1 protein-coding gene is annotated in these 669 nt (G+C 46.5%); it reads right to left on the bottom strand.

The features are described 5' to 3' along the window. Positions 1-669: aminotransferase class I/II-fold pyridoxal phosphate-dependent enzyme (locus R7R24_RS27415; protein ID WP_318120228.1), on the bottom strand; the 669-nt coding region annotated here is incomplete at both ends.

Here is a 669-nt window from a genome sequence, read left to right as displayed (position 1 = left end):
TTTTGACGTTCGATAAAGCTGAAATCTGCATCCACACCTTCTTCTTTCAGAGTTGCTACGAACAGCTCGCGCATCTCTTGAATACGGTCACGCATTTCTTGTACTTCCGCTTCCCATTCGGCACGCAGTTCTTCGTTGTTTAGAATATGAGTAACAACAGCACTGCCGTGAGCTGGTGGGTTAGAGTAGATAGAGCGGATGATCGCTTTTACTTGAGAGAATGCTGTTGTTGCCACTTCTTCAGATTCAGCAACAAGCGTGAATGCGCCTACACGTTCATTGTATAGGCCGAAGTTTTTCGAGAACGAGCTCGCAACGAGAATTTCTTTGTTGTATTTCGCGAAAGTACGTAGGCCAGCTGCGTCTTCTTCTACACCCTTAGCAAAGCCTTGGTATGCAAAGTCGAACAGAGGAAGCAGTTTCTTCTCAGCAATCAGCTTCGCTAGTGTTTCCCATTCTTCAGCAGTTGGATCGATGCCGGTTGGGTTGTGGCAGCAGCCGTGTAGAAGAACAATGTCACCTTCAGATGCAGCTTGAAGATCGTTTAGCATTGCATCGAAGTCTTTGTCTTTAGTTTCTGCGTTGTAGTAAGTGTATTGAGCAGTTTCTAGACCTGCAGCGGTAAACACGCCGTTGTGGTTTGCCCAAGTTGGGTTGCTGATCCAGATT

The organism is Vibrio sp. 704 (genome assembly GCF_033339295.1).
Note: the sequence above shows the minus strand (reverse complement) of the source record. Positions and strands in the feature narration are given on the sequence as shown.